The sequence below is a fragment of the Caulobacter sp. GW821-FHT12A07 genome, assembly GCF_058807655.1.
On sequence record NZ_JBXAQX010000016.1, the window covers coordinates 110418 to 129743 of the forward strand.

Sequence of the window (19326 nt, forward strand, 5' to 3'; positions counted from 1 at the left end):
CGACGATCCAAACCCTCCCGCGCCGACAGAGCCCCTGCAAGTTTTCGATGCGTGGCCGCGGCGCTCAGCGCGGCGAGAAGACGATCGGCATCCGGATATTGCCGTCGTCGACGGGCCGGCAGTCATAGAGCTTAGGCGTGAAACGGAAGGCCTTCAGCGCGATCAGCCCGGCCTCGCCGAACCCCAGGCCGGCGGGCGTCTCCTCGGCGATCTTGCAGTCGGTCGCGCGGCCATCGAGACCGACACGGCATGCGATCACCGCCCGCCCCGTCACGCCGCTGCCCTTGGCTTGCTCCGGATAGAGCCGCTTGATCAGCGCGAGCGGCGGCGGCTCGGCATAGTCCGGGCGCTTGATGACGTGCGGATTGATCGGATCGTCGAGATAGTTGGGATCATCGACATAGGGATAGGCGTAGGTGACCTTGGTCCCCGGCTTGAAGTTGTCGATCTTGCAGCTTTCGAGGCCTTCGACGGCCGCCTTGGAGTATTCGACCGTACGCGGATCGACCTTCTCGGCCTTCAGCGGCTTGCAGGCCGTCAGCTTCGGCCCCTCGATCACCGAGCAACGGAACTCCAGGGTCTTGATCCGCTCCTGCGGCCAGGACGGCTTGTCGCTCTTCTCGTCAGCCGCGCCAACGCCGCACAGCACCAGGGAGCCGGCCAGGCCGGCGATCACACGCAGAACGCTCTTCATGCGCGCAAGCTTAGCAATGGCCGCCGCGCGGCGCCACCTCAGGGCGGCGCGGCGTCGGACGAGGCGCGGTCCATCAGGGTGAAGGGCAGCAGGTGGTGCACCGGCGCCGGATCGCCGCCCAGCTTGCGGGCGCGGATCTCCTCGACGATCAGGCTGACCGCCGCCCGGCCCATCTCGGCGATCGGCTGGTGGATGGTGGTCAACTCGGGCCAGACGGTGGTGGCCACAGCCGTGTCGTCGAAGCCGCAGACGGTCAGGTCGCGCGGCACGGCGATCTGGCGGCCGTGCGCCACGGCCAGGGCGGCCGCGGCCATGTCGTCATTGCTGGCGAAGATGGCGCTGGGCCGCAGGCGGGCCTCGAACAGCTTTTCCGCCGCCGCCAGCCCCGAGCGATAGGTGAAGAGCCCCTGCGCCACCCATTCGGGCCGCACGTCCAGCCCCGCCTCGGCCATCCCGGCCAGAAAGCCTTCGTAGCGCAGCTGCGTCGGGGTGTGCTGCGGGTCGCCCTTGATGAAGGCGATGTCGCGATGGCCCAGGGCGATCAGGTGGCGGGTCATGGCCAGCGCGCCCTCGAAGTCGTCGATGCGCACGCTGGAGACGTCGACCATCGGCCGGGCAGTCGCCAGGGCCAGCACCGTCACCCCCTCGGCCCGCAGCATGGCGATGGTCTGGCGCGAGTCGCACAGCGGCGGCGGCAGGATCACCCCGTCCACCCCCGCCGCCAGCAGCCGCTTCACCGCCTGCTTCTGGCCGGCCAGGCCCTCGCAGCGCTCGAGGATCAGGTGGCTGGCCAGCTTCGAGCTCTGCTCCAGCCCGCCCATCATGATGTCGCTGAGATAGGAGGCGCTGGGGTTGCTGTAGAGGATGCCGACCCGGGCGGCCGAGGCGCGCGAGCGGGTGGCCCGGGCCGCGACATTGACCTGGTAGTTCAGGGCCCGCACCGAGGCCTCGACCCGCTCGCGCATGGCCGGGCTGACATTGGCCGTGCCGCGGATCACCCGCGAGACGGTCATCGAGCCGACCCCAGCGTGGCGGGCGACGTCGTGGATGGTGGAGGTCCGGGGCGGGGCCGGTCGCGCGGTCGCGGTCGTCGCTTCCGCGCCGGACGCCGGCCTGGCCTTGCGGGGACTCTTCACCAACGCACCATCCTCGGAACGTATCGCGATTGTTCACGATAACAATCCATCCTAACGGCGCTCACCGCCCGCGCCAGCGCAAAAACGCGCGTTCGCCTGCCGGGCGCTTCTCCTTCTCTCGCTTGGACTTATCGGTGCGGTGTTCGCTAGACTGCGCCGCGACCCGTAGAGAGTCGCAGTTTGGGCGAGGACTCCTTGAGCACGCAGAGGCGACAGGCGCCGACCATCCACGACGTGGCGCAGGCCGCGGGCGTCTCCTCCATGACCGCCTCTCGCGTCGTCAACGGCTATCCGCACGTGCGCCAGGCCGTGCGCGACAAGGTCGAGGAAGCCATCAAGACCCTGGGCTACCGGCCCAACTCGCTGGCCCGCGCCACCCGCACCGGCGTCTCGCTGATCGGCATGCTGTACTCCAACGCCAGCTCGTCGAACCTGTCGAACTACCTGATGGGCGCTTTTAGACAAGCTAGCCAGAGCGGCTGCCAGCTGCTGATCGAGCCCAGCCAGGCCCACCCGACCCCGGCCCAGGCCGTGCAGAAGCTGGTCGACGCCGGCGTCGGCTCGGTGATCCTGCCGCCGCCGCTGTGCGACGACGCCGCGATCCTGGAATCGCTGGAGAAGGCCGGCGTCGGCGCCGTCAGCTTCGCCACCGCCTTCCCGCGCGAGGGCGCGCCGGCCGTGTTCATCGACGATTTCGCCGGCGCGCGGATGATGACGCGGCACCTGATCGACCTTGGCCATGTCGACATCGCCTTCGTACGCGGCGATCCGGCCCACTCCACGGCCCAGCGCCGCGAGCAGGGCTTCCGCGAGACGATGGCTCAGGCCGGACTGACCGTGAACGAGGCCTATGTCGCCGACGGCGGCTTCAGCTATCGCGGCGGGCTGGAGGCGGCCCGACATCTGCTCAACCTGCGCCGCCGGCCCTCGGCGATCTTCGCCGCCAACGACGACATGGCCGCCGCCGTCAGCGCCGTCGCCCACGGCCTTGGCCTGTCGATCCCCAGCGACCTCAGCATCGCCGGCTTCGACGACACCTCGGTGGCCACCACCGTCTGGCCCGAACTGACCACCATCCGCCAGCCGATCGCCGACATGGCCGCCTCGGCCGTGCAGCTGGCCATGGACCTCTCCCGCCCCGGCGCCGACCCCGGCGGCCACGTGCAGGCGCAGCTGCAACTGATCGAACGAGCCTCGACGGCTCCGCCGCCGTCCTAGAGGCCGGGCTCCACGCTCCATCGCGAGACCAGAAAACTTGTCATCCCGGCCGAAGGACCGCGCCAGCGGTCCGTAGAGCCGGGACCTCCCACGCTTCAGATGTGGCCGCCGTGGGAGATCCCGGCGCTCCGCTTCGCTACGGCCGGGATGACAAGGCATTTCGCTAATGATAACGATATCAAAATAAAAACACCGGGAGGCGTGATGGCGGGCTTGGGTCGAGCATTCGGCGGGTGGATTCTGCTCGCGGCGGCGCTGGCTGCGCTTCCGGTCTCGGCGGCCGAACCGCCCCAAACCGAGCGCGCATGGCTGCCCGACCTGGGCGACGGGACCTACAGGAACCCGGTTCTGGCCGGCGACTATTCCGACCCCGACGCCGTCCGCGTGGGCGACGCCTACTACCTGGTCTCCTCGTCGTTCACCAACGCGCCGGGCCTGCCGATCCTGAAGTCGACCGATCTGGTCAACTGGACGATCATCGGCCACGCCCTGCCCCAGATCACCCCCGTGGCGCACCACTCTACGCCACGTCGCGGCGGCGGGGTCTGGGCCCCGGCCATCCGTCACCGGAACGGCGAGTTCCTGATCTACTATCCGGATCCCGACTTCGGCGTCTTCCTGGTCAAGGCCAAGGACCCGGCCGGACCGTGGTCCAAGCCCGTGCTGGTCGACGACCGCCGCGGCGTCATCGACCCGGCCCCGTTCTGGGACGACGACGGCCAGGGCTGGCTGGTCACCGCCTTCGCCCGCAGCCGCGCCGGCTTCGCCAATGTCATCACCGCCCGCCGCCTCAACAAGGCCGGCGACCGCGCGGTGGGCGAGGCGATCACCCTGGTCGAGGGCGACAAGCAGCCCAAGGTGCAGACCTCGCGCGGCCCCTTCCCGTGGATGACCACCGAAGGCCCCAAGCTCTACAAGCGGGATGGCTGGTACTATCTGTTCGTGCCCAGCGGCAGCGTGAAGGGCGGCTGGCAGGGCGTGTTCCGCTCGCGCAAACTGGCAGGCCCATACGAGGGCCGCGACGTGCTCGACCAGGGCCCCACCCAGGTCAACGGCCCTCACCAGGGCGCCTGGGTGACCACCCCCACCGGCGAGGACTGGTTCCTGCACTTCCAGGACGCCGACTCCTACGGCCGCCGGGTCTGGCTGCAACCGATGGCCTGGAAGGACGGCTGGCCGGTCATCGGCGAGGATCCCGACGGCGACGGCATCGGCCAACCGGTGCTGACCCACCGCAAGCCGGCGACCAAGACCCCCTCCCCGCTGCTCGCGCCGCAGGACAGCGACGATTTCGACGGCGCCCTGTCGCTGGGCTGGCAGTGGAACGCCAATCCGAACGACGACTGGACCGACCTCAAGGCCGCGCCCGGCCGCCTGCGGCTGAAGGCGATCTCCTCGCCGGAAAACCTGTGGGAGACCGGCGCCCTCTTGACCCAGAAGCTGCCGGCCGAACGCTTCACCGTGACCACGAAACTCGACTTCGCGCCCAAGGCGGTCGGCGAACGGGCGGGTCTCGTGATGTTCGGGTCCGACTACGCCTGGATCGGCCTGCAGAACACCGCCGCCGGCCCCGCCTTGATCCGCGTCGACCGCCTGGGCGCCGACAAGTTCCAGCCCGAGCGGGTCGAGGTCGTGCAGGCCAAGGCCCCGGCCGCCGTCTGGCTGCGAATGACCGCCGAGCCCGTGGTCGTCGCCGATCCGCCGCCGGAGTTCTCGCCCTACTGGCCCTCGATGCTGCGCTCGCTGCACGCCAGGGTGACCCTCAGCTACAGCCTGGACGGCCAGGCCTTCACCCCCGTCGGCGCGCCCTTCGTCAGCCGCCCGGGGCGCTGGGTGGGCAGCCAGGTCGGCCTCTTCGCCCAGGCCCCGGCCGGCACGCCGGCCAACACCGCGACGCGGATCGGCTGGACGGACTTCGACGGATTTTGGGTGACGCGGTAGAGGCGATCTCGTTGCGTGGTCCTCGTCCTTCGACAAGCTCAGGATGAGGACCATTTACAGGCCAGGGCGGTAGAAAAACCTCATCCTGAGCCTGTCGAAGGACGAGGTTTTCGCCCCGAGCGCTGAGCGCCTCGACACCGCTCTCGCCGAACGCCGATTGACAGTCCACTTTGTGATTGGTATCGATATCAAATCTTGAAGCGCCACCCTGCGGCGCTCACTTCTTGGACGCAAGTTCCTCCCGACTTCCAAGACCAAGGGGCGCCGTCTGCCCGGCGCCCCGTTTTTTTGCCCTCAGTCCCGACTGCCCCCAGTCCGTCAGTTCCCCGCGAAGGCGGGGATCCAAGCCGAGTCCGCGGGTGATCAACGGCCGCGCCTCATCCCGAACGCCAGCTTGGATCCCCGCCTTCGCGGGGATGCTCGGTGAAAAATGGCCAAGGGCTCTGAATGCCGCCCCGCCCTCACCCCGCCGGCTCGAACCGTATGGCCTGCCCGCCCGCCGCGTTCAGCTGCAGGCGAAGGCGCGTGCCCGCGTCCACCGCCTGACGCTCGATCACCACCTTGGTGCGGTTGGCCGGCCGGGCGAGGTCGCCGTCCTTGTAGCGCACGGCGGTCCACTTACCCGCGCCCAGGAAGCCCAGATCCAGGTCCAGCCGCCGCTCCATCTCGTTGGTCAGGGCGCCGAGGAACCAGGTCCGGCCCTTGCGGCGGGCGATGACGACGTATTCGCCCAGCTCGCCGGCGATCGCCCGGGTCTCGTCCCAGGTGGTCGGGCAGGCGTCGAACCACCCCAGCTCCGGCCAGGGCTGGCCCTCGTACTTCTCGGGCTTGTCGTACCAGTAGAGCAGGGTCAGCGGGCTGTAGCAGGTGACCGCCAGGGCCAGCTGGTGGGCGTTGGTCGTCTGGTTGCGCTCCTGGGCGTAACAGATGGTGTAGTCGATCGGCCCGGCGATCGGCCGGGTGAAGGCCAGGTTCACGTGGTGGCGCGGGGCCGGGAACTGCTCGTTGCCCTTCACGCCCTCCAGGGTCAGGTAGTTGGGCAGGGTGCGTTCCAGCCCGGCCGGCCGCAGGTTGTCGTGCAGGTTCACGACCATGCCGTGCTCGCCGAACGCCCGCACCACCTTGGTGATGAAGTCGACGTCGGACTGCCGGCCCTCCCACATGAAGCCCAGCTTCACCCCCGCCAGGCCCCAGCGCTGGTAGAGCCGGCACATGTCGGTCAGCGCCTTGGTCACCGCCACCCGGTCGATATAGACCAGCACGCCAATGCCCCTCGCCTTGGCGTAGTCGATCACCCTTTGCAGGTCCAAGGCCGCGATCGGCGCCGTCGGGTCCGAGGCGTCCGTCCCGTCGCCGTACCAGTGGGCGTCGAACAGCACGTAGGCGATGTTGCGCTTCTGGGCGAAGTCGACCGCCTTCAGCGAGGCCTCGGTGGAATAGGGCTTCATGATCCGGAAGGCGTGGCCGGGCTTGACCCACGAGACGTCGCCCAGCTGGTTCGGCGTCGCCAGGGTCGGGACCACGTGGTGGCGTTCGATCAGGCCCTTGGCGCTGTCGGCCGCCAGCAGCACGCGCCACGGCGTCTTCTGGCCGACGGTGATCTCGAAGGTCGCCTCCTGCGGCGTGTCGTCCTGACCGCCCCAGCCGGTCGCCCGCCCCGGATAGCGCATCAGATAGGTGACCAGCCCGCCCTTGTCGTGCGCCCGCGCCATGCAGCGCGGATAGTGCAGCCGGTCGGACTCGGCGATGAAGCCGTAGACGCCGTCGCCGATATCCACCGTGATCGGCAGGTCGGCGAAGGGCCCCTTGTCGGATGAGCCCGTCAGGTCCGGATGTTCCAGCGGCGCGAGGCCGGCCTGGGTGGAGACGTGGATGTCGCCCTCGTCGCGGCTGGCGTAGAGCCGCGCGGTGTCGGGAAAGCGGAAGCCCGTCCGCTCGCCCATCAGCGCCAGGCTCTCGCCCCGGGCCAGGCCGGTCAGCACGTAGCGCACCGCCACGGCCCCGTTCAGCACCCGCAGGACGGTGTCGAAGCGGATCCCCGCCTTGGGATCGACCATGTGCAGGGCGATCTGGCGGCCGGCCTGGTCGTAGCGCGCCGACTGCCCGAACGGCGGCGACCAGTCGCCTTCGAAGGTCTGGGACGTGACGCCGGCCAGCTTCGCGCCCTCGCCCAGCAGCCGCCCTTCGGCCAGCCATAGCCCCAGGTCCGACGGCAGCAGCAGCGGCTTGCCGTCATAGGTCGCGCTCCAGCGGGGAACGGCGCCCGAGACGTCGACCACCGCCTTCAGCCGGCCGTCGGGCGAGGCGATCTGGTGACGCCGGGCGGTCTCGCCCGCCTGGGCCGCTGTCGCGGCGCCGGATATCGCGGCCAGCGCGACCAGGTCGCGGCGTGTGGGCTTCATCGCGTCGCCTCCTCCCCTTCCACCTCGGCGGCGCATCGGCGCGCGGGCGGTCGATTATCGTTCACAGCCCGGCCGGCCGCACCGCGACCAAACCGGGATCGACAAACTGATATCGATATCAACAATATCGCGCAAGCCGCTGCTCGCCGCCTGCTCGACCACGCCGACTATTGGCCTTACCTCATTGCCGAATTAAGGTATGACCACATAGACGCAGAGACCTTACCTCGCCAGCGCCCTCGCCAGGCCGCGAGGCAAGTTCTGACAGCGACCCGGACCTCGCGCGGACAGCCTTCCCAGGATCGCGCGTTTTCGCGGCGCATCCTCCCCAGGATGCGCCGCTTTTTTTGACCGCTGTTCGCATTTACCTTTAGGTTGCGGTCATGGACTTCGACGCCGGACAGACGCCCGCCCCGCCCGCCGACACCCCCGCTCCCCGCCGCGGCCCCGGCCGGCCGCGCGACCCCGAGGTGGAAAAGCGCCTCAAGCGCGCGGCGCTGGAGGTGCTGGCCGCCCACGGCATGTCGGGCCTGACCCTGGAGAAGATCTGCGACAAGGCCGGCGCCCCGCGCGCCACCTTCTACCGCCGCTGGGCCACGCCGATGCAGGCGGTGGGCGAGGCCTTCAACGAGGCCTTTCTGTTCGCCCGCCTGCCCGACACCGGCGATGTCGTCACCGACCTCGTCGCCCTGGGCCAGGCGATGATCGACCTCTACAACGACCCGGTCGTCGGCCCCTGCATGAGCTTCCTGATCGCCGAGAGCCGCGTGCGGCCCGAGCTCTTCCACGGCGCCAGCGACGACTTCCAGCGCCGCCGCGCCTACAACCGCCAGGTCGTCGAACGCGCCGTCGAGCGCGGCCAGATCGGTCCCGAGATCGATCCCGACCTGATCATCGACGTCATCAGCGGCCTGGCCATGAACAACCAGGCCACCCGCCGCCCCCTGACGCCCGAGATGCTGGAGTTCGTGGTGCGGCGGCTGCTCTCCCTCTGATCCCTCTCCCCTTGCGGGAGAGGGAGGGACCCGCGCCGCAGGCGTGGGAGGGTGAGGGGTCGAACACCCTTACCGCCCTATGGGCCGACCGACTGGGTGCGGCCGCCGGGTTCTGAGAGACCCCTCATCCGTCGGCTATCGCCGACACCTTCTCCCGCAAGGGGAGAAGGATCGTTTGCACCCACCTTGAAAACAAACCGACTAAGCGGTATCTTGAGTTCGTCACCACTCGAGGCCTCCCCGTGTCGATCCCCGCTTCCGCCTACGCCATGCTCGCCGCGGCCATCGCCGCCGAGGTGGCGGGCACCACCTTCCTGCAGAAGTCGGAGCAGTTCACCAGGCTGGTCCCGACCCTGGCCATGGCCGGGCTCTACGCCGCCGCGTTCTACTTCCTGTCCCAGGCCCTCAAGCACGTGCCGCTGGGCGTGGCCTACGCCATCTGGGGCGGGGTCGGGATCGTGCTGACGGCGGTGATCGGCGTCGTGCTGTTCCGCCAGAAGCTCGACGCGCCGGCCCTGCTGGGCATCGGCCTGATCGTCTCCGGCGTGCTGGTCACCCAGCTCTTCTCGCGCAGCGTGGCCCACGGATGAACACCACCGCCTACAACCGCCCCAAGCAGCCCGAGCAGGTGCGCCGCGCCCTGCTGGACGCCGCCGTGGCCCTGGCCGAGGAGCAGGGCCTGGGCGGGATCACCGTCCAGGCCGTGGCCGACCGCGCCGGCGTCACCAAGGGCGGCCTCTTCCACCACTTCGCCAGCAAGCAGGCCCTGATCGACGCCGTCTTCGACTTCATGCTCGAACAGATGGACGAGGCGCTGGACCGGCTGATGGCCGACGACGAACAAGGCCAGGGTACCCACGGCTGCTTCACCCGCGCCTATGTCGTCTCGACCTTCGAGTGCTGCGACATGGCGCTCAGCGGCCAGGCCCTGTCGATCTCGATGGTCACCGACCCGGCCCTGCGCCGCCGCTGGCGCGACTGGATCGACGCGCGCCTCGTGCGCCACGCCGCCACCGACCTCGATCCGCGCCTGCACGTCGTTCGCCTGGCCGCCGACGGCTACTGGTTCGCCCGCGTGCTGCACGACGGCGATCCGGGCAGCGAACCGCCGCAGGCGCTGCAGGCGCGCCTCATCGCCATGACCCGGGAGAACTGACATGACCTTCTTCCGCACCCACTGGGCCCTGCTGGCGACCGAGCCGTCACCGCCGGCCGAGGTCCCGCCCGCGCCGCCCGCGGACACCGCGCCGGTCGAGGCCGAGGAGCCCCCGGCCGCCGCCTAGGCGTCGCGCAGCAGCAGCTTGCCCGTCCGGGGATCGGTGAAGGTCACGTTCTCGGCGGCCTTGATCCGCCAGGCGCCGTCGCGCTCGACCAGCACCACCATCAGCAGCGTCTCGACCTCATGGACACCGGCCGGATGAGCCTGGCTGGTCGTCAGGTGCGACCAGAAATGCACCACCGCCACGCCCGGCGCGATCAGGTCCACGGCGTGCAGGTCATTGGCCATCACCGAGCCGCGATAGACGGTCTCGTGGATGGTCCGGTGCAGCTCGACGATCTCGTCCAGCCCGCGCGTGAAGGTCGCGAAGCGGTTCACGAAAGTCGCGTCGACTTCGAACAGGCCGCCGAGGGCCTCCATGTCGTGGGCGTTCCAGGCGGCCTCGAACGCCGCCGGCAGGTCTTCTGGTCGCGTCATCGGCGCCATGGCTTCCTCCCGTCATGAAGCGGGCGGAAGGATAGCAGCCGCGCGGCGAGCGACTAGAACAGAACCCCCTTCTCCAGCAGGCCGTGCACGCCCTTCTCGCCGTTGACCGTCTGGGTCACGCGGAAGTCCACGGCCAGGGAGCAGAACTGGTAGGCCTGCACGCGGGTCAGGGTCGAGCGCGACACGATGAAGTCGATCATGCCCCGCAGGGCCTGCTTCATGGCCAGGTCCAGGTCCTCGTTGAAGCCCATGATCACGTAGTGGGTCGGGGTCTCGGCGCGCGGCCAGGTCGCGACACCCAGGTCGGCGGCCTTGTGCAGGATGAAGGTGAAGGTCCCGGTCAGGCCCATCTCCAGGGCGTTGACGCAGACCTCGCCGTCGCCCTGGCGGCCATGGCCGTCGCCGGCCGAGAAGTTGGCGCCCGGAACCCAGACCGGCAGGAACAGGGTCGCGCCTGCGCCCAGTTCCTTGTTGTCCATGTTGCCGCCGTGCTCGCGCGGCTCACGGCTGGACAGGCGCCCGTATTTCGCCGGCGGGGCCACGCCCATGGTGCCGAAGAACGGCCGCAGCGGCAGCTCCGGTCCCCACTGCGGCTTGCAGACCCCGCGCGCCTTGTCGACGGCGATGTGGCTGACATAGCGGTCGGGGAAGTCCTCCGGGATCGTGCCGGCCAGCGGCCGCACGGCGCAGTAGCCCCAGTCGTTGTTGGGCTCGACCGCCTCGATACGGACCTCCAGCGTGTCGCCCGGCTCGGCCCCGGCGATGGCCACGGGACCGGTGAGGATGTGCGGCCCGATCCGGTCCAATTTGGCGTCGTGGATCGCCTGCAGGGCCGGCGGGATGGTCAGCCACGACTCCGGCCCCGGCATCACCTCGGGTCCGCCCGAGACGCAGTCGAAGGTGACGCTGTCGCCCGGCTGGATGGTCAGGACGGGATCGAAGGCCGCGTCGAAGATGCCGAAGCGGACGGTCTGCGGCGTGGAAGACAGGTGGTGGTGCATGGCGACGGCGGAACCGGAAACGAAGAAACGGTCCCCAGTCTCCGGCCGCATCGGCGCGGCGGCGAAGCGGCGCGACCATCGACACGGCCGCTTTCGCCATCCTGCCTGCCCGCTGGGCGCCGCCTGCACGGACCTCACGCATCCAGCGAGCGATCAATCCTTCCTAGCCCCTTGAAACGTCTGGCCTAGCGGCGTTATCGTAGGGTCGCTATGAAGTATCTAATTACTTTCTAGCGTGAGTGACTTCCCATGTCGGGCGGCGATCTGTCGGCCTTCCAAAACCTCTCCGACGCCAAGGTCGCCGCCTATCTGGACTCCCGCAGCGCCGACCTCGGCCTGCGCATTCCCGAGAGCTGTCGCGCCGGCGTCGCCGAGAACCTCGCCCTGCTGCGCGACCAGACGGCCCTGTTCGCGGGTCTGACCGACGCCAACGCGCCGGTCGAGCCTTTCACGCCATGAGTTTCGACACCGCCCAGGCCGTCACCCGCGCCGTACGCGAGGGTCGCACCACCGCCCGCGAACAGGCGCAAAAGGCCATCGCCGCCGCCAAGGCCGAGCCGTTCAACGCCTTCACCGCCGTGTTCGAGGACGAGGCCCTGGCCCAGGCCGACGCCGTCGACGCCGCGCTGGCGGCCGGCGAGGATCCCGGCCCGCTGGCCGGCGCGCCCTTCGCGGTGAAGAACCTGTTCGACGTCGCCGGCCACACGACCCTGGCCGGCAGCAAGATCCGCCGCGACGCCGCCCCCGCGACCGCCGACGCTGCGGCCGTCGCCAGGATGAAGGCCGCCGGCGCCGTGCTGGTCGGCGCGCTGAACATGGACGAGTTCGCCTACGGCTTCGTCACCGAGAACGCCCACGACGGCCCCACCCGCAACCCGCACGATCCGGTCCGGATCGCCGGCGGCTCGTCCGGCGGCTCGGCCGCCGCCGTCTCGGGCGGGCTCCTGCCGCTCACCCTGGGGTCGGACACCAACGGCTCGATCCGCATCCCCGCCGGCCTGTGCGGCGTGTTCGGCCTGAAGCCCACCCTGGGCCGCCTGTCGCGCGCCGGCAGCTTCCCCTTCGTGCACAGCCTGGACCACATCGGCCCGTTCGCCCGCACCGCCGCCGACCTCGCCCTGGCCTACGACGCCCTGCAGGGCCAGGACCCGCTCGACGATCTGGCCCCGCCGGCCGCCGATCCCCAGTCCGCGCGCCTCGACGCCCTGGCCGATCAGCCCCTGCGCGTCGGCGTGCTGGGCGGCTGGTTCCAGCAGGGCGCCTTCCCCGAGGTGGTCGAGGCGCTGGAGATCGTCGCCGACGCGCTCCAGGCCCGGCGCGGCGTCGAGCTGTCGGGGGCCAAGGCCGCCCGCGCCGCCGCCTTCGCCCTCTCCGCCGCCGAGGGCGGGCGCCTGCATTTCGACAACCTGGCTGAACGCGCCCTCAACTACGACCCGGCCGTGCGCGACCGCCTGCTGGCCGGCGCCTTGCTGCCGGACGGCGTCGCCGAAGCCGCCCGCCGCTATCGCCCCGCCTTCCGCGACGAGGCGCGCCGCGTGTTCGAAGACTTCGACCTGCTGCTGGCCCCCGTCGCCCCCTGCCCGGCCCCGCCGATCGGCCAGGCGACCATGGATCTCGACGGCGTCCCCGTCTCGGTGCGCAAGACCCTAGGCGCCTACACCCAGCCGATCAGCTATATCGGCCTGCCGGTGATCGCCGCGCCGGTGAACCGCCCCGGCAAGCCGCCGATCGGCGTGCAGCTGATCGCCCCGGCCTGGCGGGAGGACCTGGCCTTCGCCGCCGCCCTGCGCCTGGAGCGCGCCGGCGTCATCGCCGCCCACCGCCCTCCCATCCGTCGAGAGCCCGCATGACCGTCATCAACGCCCCCGACGTCCTGGCCGAGGTGACCGCCGCGGTCGACGCCTATGAAACCGCCCTGATGACCAACGACGTCGAGGTGCTGGACGGCTTCTTCCGCGATGCGCCCGAAACCGTCCGCTACGGCGTGGCTGAGAACCTCTACGGCTTCGAAGAGATCGCCGCCTTTCGAATCGGACGCAACGGCGGCTCGCCGCTGCGCGATCGACTGCGCACGGAAATCACCACTTTTGGGCGCGATTTCGCGATCGCGAACGTCGAATTCCTGCGAACCGGGGCAAAACAGTCCGGTCGCCAGAGCCAGACCTGGCTGCGCACCGAAGACGGCTGGAAAATCGTGTCGGCGCACGTTTCCCTGCTCCAGGCCGGCGCCGACCAACGCCTTGCGCCATAGGCCCGCGGATACTCCGCCCAAGGACAATAAGTAAGTATGTCCTGACTTATGACCTAGTTTTGGGCGCCGTTGTCGCAGCGTGGTCAAATAGTGACACGGTCCCTACAAACTTCACGCCAGTGAGACGGAGTCGTCATCAAGCCTTTTGATTTCGACGCGGCCATTGTGCATTGCACCCCACGCAACCGGGTCCTCCACCGGTGTTCGAAGGGGATTTCGAAATGACCACCCAAGCCAAGCTGCGCAACAGCGCCGCCTTCGGCGTGCTCCTGCTGGCCGCCGCCGTCGCGGCCCCGGCCCTCGCCCAGGACGCGCCGACCGCCCTCGACGACGTGATCGTCACCGCCCAGAAGCGCTCCGAAAACATCCAGGACGTGCCGGTCTCCGTCGCCGCCGTCTCGGGCGAGAAGCTGGCCGCGATCTTCGCCGCCGGCGAGGACGTGCTGGCCCTGTCGAGCCGCGTGCCGGGCCTCTACATCGAAAGCTCCAACGGCCGCGCCGCCCCGCGCTTCTACATCCGCGGCCTGGGCAACGCCGACTTCGACCTGGCCGCCTCGCAGCCGGTCTCGGTGATCATGGACGACGTCGTCCTCGAAAACGTCGTGCTCAAGAGCTCGCCGATCTACGACATCGAGCAGGTCGAAGTCCTGCGCGGCCCGCAAGGCACCCTGTTCGGCCGCAACACCACCGCCGGCATCGTCAAGTTCGACAGCGTCAAGCCGAGCGAAACGTTCAAGGCCAACGGCACGGCCACCTACGGCACCTACGGCTCGACCACCTTCGAAGGCGGCGTCGGCGGCGCCATCATTCCGGAAAAGGTCGCCGTCCGCCTGTCGGGCCTGTACCAGCACCGCGACGACTACATCGACAACACCTACACCAAGGTGAAGGACGCGATCGGCGGCTACGACGAAAAGGCCGCCCGCCTGCAGATCCTGATGTCGCCGAGCGAAGACACCGACGTCCTGTTCAACGTCCACACCCGGTCGCTGGACGGCACGGCCGCCATCTTCCGCGCCAACATCATCACCAAGGGCAGCAACGACGTTAACGGCAACTTCGACCGCGACAAGGTCAGCTACAACGGCGGCGCCAACAACCCGCAGAAGTACGACGCGACCGGCGTCTCGCTGAAGGTCGACCACGACTTCGGCGGCGTGAAGCTGACCTCGATCAGCGCCTACGAGACCGCCAAGGGCCTGAGCCGCGGCGACATCGACGGCGGCGTGGCCGGCGTCGGCCCGGGCTCCATCCCGTTCGACTCCGACACCCAGGACTCGATCGGCGATCTGGACCAGGTCACCCAGGAAGTCCGCCTGGCCAGCGACACCGACGGCAAGGTCTCGTGGCAGGTCGGCGCCTATTACTTCAAGTCGGCCTTCACCGTCACGACCAACCCGTTCTACGTCTCGGCCACCACGCTCGAGCACAAGAACACCTCGTGGGCCGTGTTCGGCCAGGGCTCCTACCAGTTCACCGACGCCCTGAAGGTGACCGCCGGCGTCCGCTGGACCGACGATGACAAGGACATGACCGTCCTGTCGAACCCGTACGGCGCGATCGCCCCGGTGTCGGTCTCCGACAGCCAGGCCAGCTGGGACCTGTCGGCCTTCTACGCCGTCACCGACGACGTCAGCGTCTACGGCAAGGTGGCCCGCGGCTTCCGCGGTCCGTCGATCCAGGGCCGCGACATCGCCTTCGGCAATCCGCCCTCGGTCGCCCAGTCGGAAACCATCCTGTCGTGGGAAGCCGGCGTTAAGAGCGAGCTGTTCGACCGTCGCGTCCGCCTGAACGGCGCGGTGTTCACCTACACGATCGACGATCCGCAGTTCACCGCCATCGGCGGGACCAGCAACTCCAACCGTCTGATCAACGCCAAGAAGGGCGAGGCCTACGGCTTCGAGATCGACGGCGAGTGGAAGGTGACCCAGAACCTGCTGGTCACCGCCGGCTACAGCTACAACCACACCGAAATCAAGGACAAGACGCTGGCCGTGGCCACCTGCGCCTTCGCCCAGTGCACGGTGACCGACCCCCTGAACGGCTCCAGCCAGGCCCTGGTCGACGGCAACCCGTTCCCGAACGCGCCGGAATACATCCTGAACTTCTCGGCCCGTTACAACGTGCCGGTGGGTGACGGCGGCGAACTGTTCGCCCAGACCGACTGGTTCCGTCAGGGCTACACCAACTTCCTCATCTACGAGAGCAAGGAATACAACAGCAAGAACACCTTCGAAGGCGGCCTGAAGCTGGGCTACGCCCGCACCGACGGCGCGTATGAAGTGGCCGTGTTCGCCCGCAACATCACCAACGAGGTGAACCTGCGCGGCGCGATCGACTTCAACAACCTGACCAGCTTCGTCAACGAGCCGCGCATCGTCGGCATCTCGCTGAGCGCCCGCCGCTAAGCGATCTCGACAGACTGACCTGATGGCGGCCCGGGCGTTGAAAAACGCCCGGGCCGTTGTCGTTTTGACATGCTAGCGGCGCTGGCGGCGGCTAAGGTGGTCGGCTTTCACGGCGTCCAAAAGCGCTTGCAGAACAACGAGAAGAGTTCCGCCCACCGATGACGACCAAGATCATCTTCGACACCGATCCCGGCATCGACGACGCCATGGCCCTGCTGTTCATCGAGGCCAGCCCGGCCCTCGACCTGGTGGCCGTGACGACCGTGTTCGGCAACGCCGACATCGACACCACCACCCGCAACGCCCTCTATCTGAAGGACCGCTTCGGCCTGACCGCGCCGATCTTCAAGGGCACGGACAAGCCGCTGGTCCGCCCGCGCAATCCCTCGCCCACCTTCGTGCACGGCGAGAACGGCCTGGGCGACGTCGAACTGACGGGCCTGGTTCCCGCCGAGCCGGAAGCCAAGCCGGCCCACCAGGCGATCATCGACCTGGCCCGCGCCAATCCCGGCGAGATCACCCTGGTCGCCGTCGGCCCGCTGACCAACCTGGCCCTGGCGCTCGACGCCGATCCGGAAGTGGCGACCCTGCTCAAGGGCGTGGTGATCATGGGCGGCGCCTTCGCCGTCGCCGGCAAGCCGGGCAACGTCACCCCGGTGGCCGAGGCCAACATCTGGAACGATCCGGAAGCCGCCGACCGCGTCTTCACCGCCCCCTGGCATGTCGCCGTCATCGGCCTGGACGTCACCACCCAGGTGATCATGAGCCCCGACTACATGGAGGCCCTGGAAGCCTCGGCCGGTCCGGCCGGCCAGTTCCTCAACGCCATCTCCAAGCCCTACGCCGCCTTCTACGGCGGCCGCGACGGCATCGTCGGCTGCTGCGTCCACGACGCCGCCGCCGTGGCCTATGTCATCGACGAGAGCCTGTTCGAGGTCCGCCGCGGTTCCGTGCGCGTGGTCACCGAAGGCATCGCCCTGGGCCAGACCCTGCAGAAGGTGGAAGGCGAGCTCTACGGCCCCTCGGCCTGGGACGACCAGCCGATCCACAGCGCGGCGATCGCCGTGGACGCGGATCGCCTGCTGGCGCTCTATGCGCGGACGATGAACGGGGTGGTGGGGGGATAAAACCCCCTCAGTCGCTCCGCGACAGCTCCCCCAGAGGGGGAGCATCTACGCCGCGAAATCCTCCCCCTCTGGGGGAGGTGGCCCGGAGGGCCGGAGGGGGCCGCGCATCGCGCGGCCTTTTCCCTATCTGCGATGCCGCTCCACCCCGGCCAGGTACGTCCGCGCCACGACGCGGTCATCCCCCAGCACGGTCAGGGCGAACAATCGGTCCTCCAGCCCCTTGGCCGCCGCCAGCCGCCGCTTCAGCAGCGGCGTCGCGGCCAGGTCCAGCACCAGGAAGTCGGCCTCCTTGCCCGGCGCCAGGTTGCCGATGCGGTCGTCGAGATCCAGCGCCCGCGCCCCGCCCAGGGTGGCCAGATACAGCGCCTGGAACGGATCCAGCGCCGAGCCCCGCAGCTGCCCCACCTTGTAGGCCTCGCCCAGGGTGTGGAGGATCGAGAAGGTCGTGCCGGCCCCGACGTCGGTGCCCATGCCCACCTTCACCCCATGCGAACAAGCCTCGTCCAGCGGGAACAGGCCCGAGCCGAGGAACAGGTTCGAGGTCGGGCAGAAGGCCACCGCCGCATCCTTGGCCGCCAGCCGCTGGAACGCCTCGCCCCGCAGATGGACGCAGTGGGCGAAGACCGAACGCTTCCGCACCAGGCCGAACCGCTCGTAGACGTCGAGATAGTCGGCCGAACCCGGGAACAGCTGCGCGGTCTCGTCGATCTCGCGCGGGTTTTCGGACAGATGGGTCTGCATCCAGACGCCCGGATGCTCGGCGAGCACCTGCCCCGCCATCTCCAGCTGGGCGTCGGTGCAGCTGATGGCGAAGCGCGGGGTGACGGCGTAGCCGAGACGCCCCTTGCCGTGCCAGTCGGCGATCAGGCTTTCCATGTCGGCGCGAGCGGTCTCGACCGTGTCGGTCAGGCCCAGCGGCGCGTTGCGGTCCATCAGGGTCTTGCCGGCGATCAGCCGCATGTCGCGCGCATAGGCCTCGGCGAACAGCGCCTCGACCGAGCCCTTGTGCACCGAGCCGAACACCAGGGCCGTGGTCGTGCCGTTGCGCAGCAACTCGTCGACGAAGAAGCCCGCCGCCTCCTTCGCATGGCCCGGATCGGCGAAGGCCGCCTCGGCCGGGAAGGTGTGCTGCTCCAGCCAGTCGAGCAGCTGCGCGCCATGGGCGGCGACGATGTCGACCTGCGGGAAGTGGATGTGGGTGTCGATGAAGCCCGGCGTGATCCAGCAGCCGGTCAGGTCCTCGACCGGGACATCGGCATGGACCGGGGCCAACTCGGCATAGTCGCCGCACGCCACCACCTTGCCCTGGTCGATGACCAGCAGCCCGTCCTCGTGAAAGCCGATCGCTTCCCCGCTCTTGGTCGGATCTTCCAGGAGATGGAGGATCGACGCCCTAAACGCTCGCAACTGAACCCTCGTCGTTACTGGCCTGAGCGGCTTCCAGCCGCATCAGCAGGTCGGCGGCCACCGACACGGCGATCACCTCAGGCGCCTTGCTCTTCAGCCCCGGCAGGCCGATCGGGCAGGTCAGGCGGTTCAGCGTCACCGCCGAAAAGCCGTCGTCGCGCAGCCGGTGCATGAACCGCGCCCGCTTGGTCTTGGAGCCGATCAGGCCCAAATAGTCAAAGCCGCCGCCGGCCAGCCCGGCCGAGGCCAGGGCGTAGTCCAGGGCGTGGTCGTGGGTCAGGATCAGGCCGTAGGCGTCACGCGACGCCCCCATGGCCAGGGCCGCCAGCTCGGCCGGCGCGCGCACCACCACGCCCGGAACCTCGGCCGCCTCGGGCCGGCTGTCGTACCAGAAGAGCTTGAACGGCAGGGGCGCGAAGGCCCGCGCGATCGCCTGGCCCACATGGCCGGCCCCGAACAGCAGCACCGGCCGGCGCGGGCTCTCGCTGCGCTCGACCAGCTCGTCGCCGAGGTCGGGCCGCTTGCCGCGCGCCGCCGCCGGCGCCCCGCCCAGCACCACGGCCGGCGGGTCGGCCTCCAGGGCGGCGATCGGCGCGATCGTCTTGGTCAGCAGGCCCGGGTCGAACCGCGTGCGCAGTTCGAACGGCTGGTCGGCGTCCATCCGGCGGGCGGCCTCGGTAAGCCAGTCGCGGCTGGCGGCCTCGACCCGCTCGATCATCAACCGCACCCGGCCGCCGCAGCACTGGGCCAGCAGCGGTCCCAGCGGATAGTCCTGGATCGCGAAGGCGGCCTGCGAGCCGACCAGCATCCGCCGCGCCTGGTTCGTCGCCTGGTGCTCCAGATTGCCGCCGCCGATCGTTCCCGACTGCCCGCCCTCCCAGACCACCATCTTGGTCCCGGCCTCGCGCGGGGCCGAGCCCTCGGTGGCCAGCACGGTGACGAGGGCGGCGTGGTCGGCGGCGTCGAGCCGCGACAGGGCGGCGCGGGCCCAGTTCTTGTGGGTCGCGAGCAATTTAACCTCTCCCATAGGGAGAGGGAGGG

Annotated in this window: 18 protein-coding genes; 11 read left to right on the top strand and 7 right to left on the bottom strand. The window is 69.4% G+C overall.

Features of this window, described 5'->3' with window-relative positions; all coding sequences use genetic code 11:
* Positions 1-64: 64 nt before the first annotated feature.
* Complete coding sequence (locus AC1RRS_RS23805) at positions 65-694, bottom strand: TonB family protein (RefSeq protein ID WP_492857364.1); 630 nt, start codon at positions 692-694, stop codon at positions 65-67.
* Between the two features lie 38 nt (positions 695-732).
* The gene (locus tag AC1RRS_RS23810) at positions 733-1830 is read right to left on the bottom strand and encodes a LacI family DNA-binding transcriptional regulator (RefSeq protein ID WP_492857365.1); all 1098 of its coding nucleotides are present in this window, start codon (positions 1828-1830) and stop codon (positions 733-735) included.
* Positions 1831-2064: 234 nt separating this feature from the next.
* Between AC1RRS_RS23810 and AC1RRS_RS23815 the strand changes: the two genes are divergently transcribed.
* Positions 2065-3048 carry a LacI family DNA-binding transcriptional regulator gene (locus AC1RRS_RS23815; protein ID WP_492857384.1) on the top strand — a complete coding sequence of 328 codons (984 nt, stop codon included), beginning with the start codon at positions 2065-2067 and terminating at the stop codon, positions 3046-3048.
* A 204-nt stretch (positions 3049-3252) separates the two neighbouring features.
* Positions 3253-4989 carry a glycoside hydrolase family 43 protein gene (locus tag AC1RRS_RS23820; RefSeq protein WP_492857366.1) on the top strand — a complete coding sequence of 579 codons (1737 nt, stop codon included), beginning with the start codon at positions 3253-3255 and terminating at the stop codon, positions 4987-4989.
* 461 nt (positions 4990-5450) lie between these two features.
* Here AC1RRS_RS23820 and AC1RRS_RS23825 read toward each other — a convergent pair whose 3' ends face one another.
* Positions 5451-7391, bottom strand: a complete 1941-nt coding sequence (locus AC1RRS_RS23825; protein ID WP_492857367.1) for a glycoside hydrolase family 97 protein — start codon at positions 7389-7391, stop codon at positions 5451-5453.
* A gap of 383 nt (positions 7392-7774) precedes the next feature.
* Here AC1RRS_RS23825 and AC1RRS_RS23830 point away from each other — a divergent pair, with 383 nt between their 5' ends.
* The 4 genes from AC1RRS_RS23830 (at position 7775) to AC1RRS_RS23845 (ending at position 9669) form a co-directional block, all read left to right on the top strand.
* The gene (locus AC1RRS_RS23830) at positions 7775-8386 is read left to right on the top strand and encodes a TetR/AcrR family transcriptional regulator (RefSeq protein ID WP_487292186.1); all 612 of its coding nucleotides are present in this window, start codon (positions 7775-7777) and stop codon (positions 8384-8386) included.
* 269 nt (positions 8387-8655) lie between these two features.
* A complete protein-coding gene (locus AC1RRS_RS23835) occupies positions 8656-8976 on the top strand; it encodes a DMT family transporter (protein WP_492857385.1) in 321 nt (106 codons plus the stop codon).
* Complete coding sequence (locus tag AC1RRS_RS23840; RefSeq protein ID WP_487292185.1) at positions 8973-9542, top strand: TetR/AcrR family transcriptional regulator; 570 nt, start codon at positions 8973-8975, stop codon at positions 9540-9542. Before AC1RRS_RS23835 ends, AC1RRS_RS23840 begins: the two co-directional genes overlap by 4 nt.
* A gap of 1 nt (position 9543) precedes the next feature.
* Entirely contained in the window at positions 9544-9669 is a 126-nt protein-coding gene (locus AC1RRS_RS23845) for a hypothetical protein (protein ID WP_487292184.1), read from the top strand.
* Here the strand turns inward: AC1RRS_RS23845 and AC1RRS_RS23850 are convergent.
* Together AC1RRS_RS23850 and AC1RRS_RS23855 are read right to left on the bottom strand one after the other, a co-directional pair.
* Positions 9666-10091 carry an SgcJ/EcaC family oxidoreductase gene (locus AC1RRS_RS23850; RefSeq protein WP_492857368.1) on the bottom strand — a complete coding sequence of 142 codons (426 nt, stop codon included), beginning with the start codon at positions 10089-10091 and terminating at the stop codon, positions 9666-9668. The two genes, AC1RRS_RS23845 and AC1RRS_RS23850, sit on opposite strands and share 4 nt — an antisense overlap.
* 53 nt (positions 10092-10144) lie before the next feature.
* Entirely contained in the window at positions 10145-11092 is a 948-nt protein-coding gene (locus AC1RRS_RS23855) for an acetamidase/formamidase family protein (RefSeq protein ID WP_492857369.1), read from the bottom strand.
* 249 nt (positions 11093-11341) lie between these two features.
* Here AC1RRS_RS23855 and AC1RRS_RS23860 point away from each other — a divergent pair, with 249 nt between their 5' ends.
* The 5 genes from AC1RRS_RS23860 to AC1RRS_RS23880 all read left to right on the top strand — a co-directional run bounded on the left by AC1RRS_RS23860 (position 11342) and on the right by AC1RRS_RS23880 (position 16878).
* Entirely contained in the window at positions 11342-11551 is a 210-nt protein-coding gene (locus AC1RRS_RS23860; RefSeq protein WP_492857370.1) for an AtzG-like protein, read from the top strand.
* Complete coding sequence (locus tag AC1RRS_RS23865) at positions 11548-12942, top strand: AtzE family amidohydrolase (RefSeq protein ID WP_492857371.1); 1395 nt, start codon at positions 11548-11550, stop codon at positions 12940-12942. Before AC1RRS_RS23860 ends, AC1RRS_RS23865 begins: the two co-directional genes overlap by 4 nt.
* A complete protein-coding gene (gene hpxZ / locus AC1RRS_RS23870; protein WP_492857373.1) occupies positions 12939-13343 on the top strand; it encodes an oxalurate catabolism protein HpxZ in 405 nt (134 codons plus the stop codon). Before AC1RRS_RS23865 ends, hpxZ begins: the two co-directional genes overlap by 4 nt.
* 221 nt (positions 13344-13564) lie before the next feature.
* Positions 13565-15751 (top strand): TonB-dependent receptor, encoded by a 2187-nt coding sequence (locus AC1RRS_RS23875; RefSeq protein ID WP_492857375.1) that lies wholly within the window; start codon positions 13565-13567, stop codon positions 15749-15751.
* A 158-nt stretch (positions 15752-15909) separates the two neighbouring features.
* The gene (locus tag AC1RRS_RS23880) at positions 15910-16878 is read left to right on the top strand and encodes a nucleoside hydrolase (RefSeq protein WP_492857376.1); all 969 of its coding nucleotides are present in this window, start codon (positions 15910-15912) and stop codon (positions 16876-16878) included.
* Positions 16879-17001: 123 nt separating this feature from the next.
* Here AC1RRS_RS23880 and guaD read toward each other — a convergent pair whose 3' ends face one another.
* The gene (gene guaD / locus AC1RRS_RS23885) at positions 17002-18285 is read right to left on the bottom strand and encodes a guanine deaminase (RefSeq protein WP_492857377.1); all 1284 of its coding nucleotides are present in this window, start codon (positions 18283-18285) and stop codon (positions 17002-17004) included.
* On the bottom strand, positions 18272-19297 hold the full coding sequence (gene xdhC / locus AC1RRS_RS23890; RefSeq protein ID WP_492857378.1) for a xanthine dehydrogenase accessory protein XdhC: 1026 nt from the start codon (positions 19295-19297) through the stop codon (positions 18272-18274). Before xdhC ends, guaD begins: the two co-directional genes overlap by 14 nt.
* Positions 19298-19326 lie beyond the last annotated feature (29 nt).

What these genes read in the sequence shown, in the direction of transcription:
- AC1RRS_RS23805 (WP_492857364.1), bottom strand. Translation starts at nt 694, where the DNA reads ATGAAGAGCGTTCTGCGTGTGATCGCCGGCCTGGCCGGCTCCCTGGTG.
- AC1RRS_RS23820 (WP_492857366.1), top strand. Translation starts at nt 3,253, where the DNA reads ATGGCGGGCTTGGGTCGAGCATTCGGCGGGTGGATTCTGCTCGCGGCG.
- AC1RRS_RS23825 (WP_492857367.1), bottom strand. Translation starts at nt 7,391, where the DNA reads ATGAAGCCCACACGCCGCGACCTGGTCGCGCTGGCCGCGATATCCGGC.
- AC1RRS_RS23830 (WP_487292186.1), top strand. Translation starts at nt 7,775, where the DNA reads ATGGACTTCGACGCCGGACAGACGCCCGCCCCGCCCGCCGACACCCCC.
- AC1RRS_RS23835 (WP_492857385.1), top strand. Translation starts at nt 8,656, where the DNA reads ATGCTCGCCGCGGCCATCGCCGCCGAGGTGGCGGGCACCACCTTCCTG.
- AC1RRS_RS23840 (WP_487292185.1), top strand. Translation starts at nt 8,973, where the DNA reads ATGAACACCACCGCCTACAACCGCCCCAAGCAGCCCGAGCAGGTGCGC.
- AC1RRS_RS23845 (WP_487292184.1), top strand. Translation starts at nt 9,544, where the DNA reads ATGACCTTCTTCCGCACCCACTGGGCCCTGCTGGCGACCGAGCCGTCA.
- AC1RRS_RS23850 (WP_492857368.1), bottom strand. Translation starts at nt 10,091, where the DNA reads ATGGCGCCGATGACGCGACCAGAAGACCTGCCGGCGGCGTTCGAGGCC.
- AC1RRS_RS23855 (WP_492857369.1), bottom strand. Translation starts at nt 11,092, where the DNA reads ATGCACCACCACCTGTCTTCCACGCCGCAGACCGTCCGCTTCGGCATC.
- AC1RRS_RS23860 (WP_492857370.1), top strand. Translation starts at nt 11,342, where the DNA reads ATGTCGGGCGGCGATCTGTCGGCCTTCCAAAACCTCTCCGACGCCAAG.
- AC1RRS_RS23865 (WP_492857371.1), top strand. Translation starts at nt 11,548, where the DNA reads ATGAGTTTCGACACCGCCCAGGCCGTCACCCGCGCCGTACGCGAGGGT.
- hpxZ (WP_492857373.1), top strand. Translation starts at nt 12,939, where the DNA reads ATGACCGTCATCAACGCCCCCGACGTCCTGGCCGAGGTGACCGCCGCG.
- AC1RRS_RS23875 (WP_492857375.1), top strand. Translation starts at nt 13,565, where the DNA reads ATGACCACCCAAGCCAAGCTGCGCAACAGCGCCGCCTTCGGCGTGCTC.
- AC1RRS_RS23880 (WP_492857376.1), top strand. Translation starts at nt 15,910, where the DNA reads ATGACGACCAAGATCATCTTCGACACCGATCCCGGCATCGACGACGCC.